We start from the raw sequence: 3,101 nt of genomic DNA on the forward strand, positions 1-3,101 counted from the left end.
TAGAGGGGACGGGGGCCGGGGGGGCGGGGTCGGGGGGTGCCGCCGCCGGCTCGTCGTGCACCAGAGTGATCCCGCCCACGTACCGCTCCCCTCGTCACACCCGTTCACAATTTCCGCGTAATGCGGCAACTACGGTCAGGTGCGGCGAGTTACGGTGAAACGGTTTGGAACCGCGAGATCCACTCGAACCGGTGAGTCGGTCAACTCCCGTCGACACGAGGGGACTTGGGCACGTACGAGGCCGTCCCGCGGGGCGGCCCCACGGGACGGCGGTACGCGCACGCATGCGCGGTGGGCAAATCGCGGGTGCGGCGTTACTTCTCGACCTCGCCGGCCAGCCGGGCCAGGACGGCGTCGTAGATACGGCCGAGCCCCTTGGGGGCGAAGGTCTTCTCGAAGAAGCCGCCGATGCCGCCGGCGCCGTTCCAGGTGGTGGTGACGACGACCCGGGAGCGGCCCTCGCCGGCCGGGGTGACGGTCCAGGTGGTGACCATCGAGGAGTTGCGGTCCTTCTCGACGAGCTGCCCGTCGGTGGGCTCGGTGACGTCCAGGAGGCAGTCGCGCACGCGCTTGCTGGTGGCCTGGAGCTTCCAGTGGACGAGGGTGCCCTCGCCGTCGCCGCCCTCGCGCACCTCGTACTCGCTGAAATGCTCGGGCAGCAGCTTCGCGCGCGTGCCGGTGTAGTCGGCGAGGGTGTCGAACACCTTCTCCGGGTCCGCCGCCACGACCCGCTCGGTAGTGGCCTCGACCTGCGCCATGGGATCCCTCCAGGACCTGATGTTCTCGGGGTTGCGGGACAGCCAACCACCCCCGCCGCCGCCTGCCCAAATCGACGGAGCGGAACCGATCGTTCGAGTGTCAGGAGCGGACACGGGGTGACGTTCGCACGATCAAGCGAACGCTTGATCTCTCCCGTCCCCGGATCCACGCAGGTGACGGACCGACGGAAGCCCCGCAGCAATCCGGGGGGTTCCCGGGTCTCCGCAGGGCTTCGCCGTACCGTCACCGCCCCGGCCCCGGTGTCGCTCCCGGCCGTCGGCCATGGGCGGGCGGCGCGTACGCCCGGAAGCGGTATCAGCGCCGGATCACCCGTCAGGTGCACGTACCGGCGCAGGAGTACGGCATCGGCCCGGCCGGTCCCGGCGTGCCGCGCCGTGTCCGTGCCGAGGCGCGGGCCCCGCAGACGGTGACCGGGCCGACTCGACTCTCGCTGATCCGAGAGCGTTCGAGGGCTTCCCTCGGCCCGATCGGGTCAAGAATCGGCAGAATACGTTCTTCCAGGCGTCGTTTCCGGGACGATGCGGCCGAGGCCGTGACCCTCACGGCCCGCGCCCCTCCGTCCTGGGAGGACCCGAATGAGAAAACGCGCAGCCGTGCTGTGCGGCGCCGCCGCCGTCCTGGCCGGGTCCGTGTCGGCCCTGCCCGCGCAGGCGAGCACCCCGCACTCCGCATCCACGGCGTCCGCCGCGTCCACCGTGTCCGGCCTGCCCGGCGCATCCGGTGCCCCCGGCGCCCGGCTCGCCTGGAAGAAGTGCGGCACCGAGAACTACCCGACCTTGCAGTGCGCCTCGCTGACGGTGCCGCTCGACCACGGCCGCCCGCACGGCCGGCAGATCACCCTCGCCCTGTCCCGCGTCCCGCACACCGCGAAGACCTTCCAAGGCCCCCTGCTGGTCAACCCGGGCGGCCCCGGCGGCAGCGGACTCACGCTCGCCGGGTTCGTCGCCTCCGCGCTGCCGAAGGAGGTCGCCGCCCAGTACGACGTGATCGGCTTCGACCCGCGCGGTGTCGGCGACAGCAAGCCCGCCCTGGACTGCCGGCCCGGCCACTTCGACCCGGTCCGCCCCGACTCCGTGCCCGTCACACGCGCGCTGGAGAAGGCCAACCTGAACCGCGCCCGTGCCTTCGCGGACGCCTGCGGGAAGAAGTACGCCGACCTGCTGCCGTACATCGACACCGTGCAGGCCGTACGGGACATGGACTCGATCCGCGCGGCCCTCGGCGCCGAGAAGCTCAACTACTTCGGCTACTCGTACGGCACCTACCTCGGCGCCGTCTACGGCAAGCTGTTCCCGCAGCGGGTGCGGCGTCTGGTGCTGGACTCGGTCGTCGACCCGACCGGCGTCTGGTACGACGACAACCTCAGCCAGGACCACGCCTTCAACGACCGCCACCGGGCCTTCATGGCGTGGGTCGCCCGCAACGACGGCACCTACCGGCTCGGTACCGACCCGGAGAAGGTCGAGGCGAAGTGGTACGCGATGCGCGCCGCCCTCGCGAAGAAGCCGGCCGGCGGCAAGGTGGGCGCGTCGGAGCTGGAGGACACCTTCATCCCCGGCGGCTACTACAACGGCTACTGGCCCTACCTGGCCGAGGCGTTCGCCGCGTACGTGGGCGCCGAGGACGACGGCCCGCTGATCGAGGCGTACGAGTCCTTCGCCGCCGTCGACGCGTCCGGCGACAACGGCTACAGCGTGTACACGTCGGTGCAGTGCCGGGACGCGCTGTGGCCCAGGGACTGGGACCAGTGGCGTGAGGACACCTGGGAGGTGCACGCCAAGGCACCCTTCATGACCTGGAACAACACCTGGTACAACGCGCCGTGCGCGTTCTGGCCGACCGGCTCGCGCATCCCGGTGAGCGTGGCCAACGCGAAGCTGCCCCCGGTGCTGCTGTTCCAGGCGACGGACGACGCGGCCACCCCGTACGAGGGCGGTGTGACGATGCATCATCTGCTGGCCCGCTCCAGCCTGGTCGTCGAGCGGGGCGGCGGCAACCACGGCATCACCCTCAGCGGCAACAGCTGCCTGGACAAACACCTGGCGGCCTATCTGACGGACGGCACGGTGCCCCGCGGACGCGGCGAGGCCGACGCGGTGTGCGACGCGCTGCCCGACCCGAAGCCGCTGAACGCCAGGGCCGCGACGCAGGACAGCCGCGGCTCGACCCTGCACGGGCTGCTCGGGTTCCGCGGCTAGGCAGTTTCGTTTGGATCACCGGGCGGACCAGAGGAAGATGCCTGCGATGTGGAGTCCGGCCAGGTAGATGGTGGCGGTCTTCTCGTAGCGGGTGGCGATGCCTCGCCATTGCTTGAGGCGGTT

2 protein-coding genes and 2 pseudogenes are annotated in these 3,101 nt (G+C 71.0%); 2 read left to right on the forward strand and 2 right to left on the reverse strand.

Annotated elements, in window-relative coordinates:
• Positions 1–314: 314 nt before the first annotated feature.
• On the reverse strand, positions 315–758 hold the full coding sequence (locus MTQ10_RS29365; RefSeq protein ID WP_247473442.1) for an SRPBCC family protein: 444 nt from the start codon (positions 756–758) through the stop codon (positions 315–317).
• Between the two features lie 278 nt (positions 759–1,036).
• Here MTQ10_RS29365 and MTQ10_RS29370 point away from each other — a divergent pair.
• Both MTQ10_RS29370 and MTQ10_RS29375 read left to right on the forward strand, forming a co-directional pair.
• Positions 1,037–1,216, forward strand: a pseudogene (locus MTQ10_RS29370) (Rv2578c family radical SAM protein); the annotation flags it as partial.
• Between the two features lie 139 nt (positions 1,217–1,355).
• Positions 1,356–2,978 carry an alpha/beta hydrolase gene (locus MTQ10_RS29375; RefSeq protein WP_247473444.1) on the forward strand — a complete coding sequence of 541 codons (1,623 nt, stop codon included), beginning with the start codon at positions 1,356–1,358 and terminating at the stop codon, positions 2,976–2,978.
• 15 nt (positions 2,979–2,993) lie between these two features.
• Here the strand turns inward: MTQ10_RS29375 and MTQ10_RS31775 are convergent.
• A pseudogene (locus tag MTQ10_RS31775) lies at positions 2,994–3,101 on the reverse strand (IS5/IS1182 family transposase); the annotation flags it as partial.

The sequence above is a fragment of the Streptomyces sp. XM83C genome (assembly GCF_023072675.1).
Taxonomy (GTDB): Bacteria; Actinomycetota; Actinomycetes; order Streptomycetales; family Streptomycetaceae; genus Streptomyces; species Streptomyces thermocoprophilus.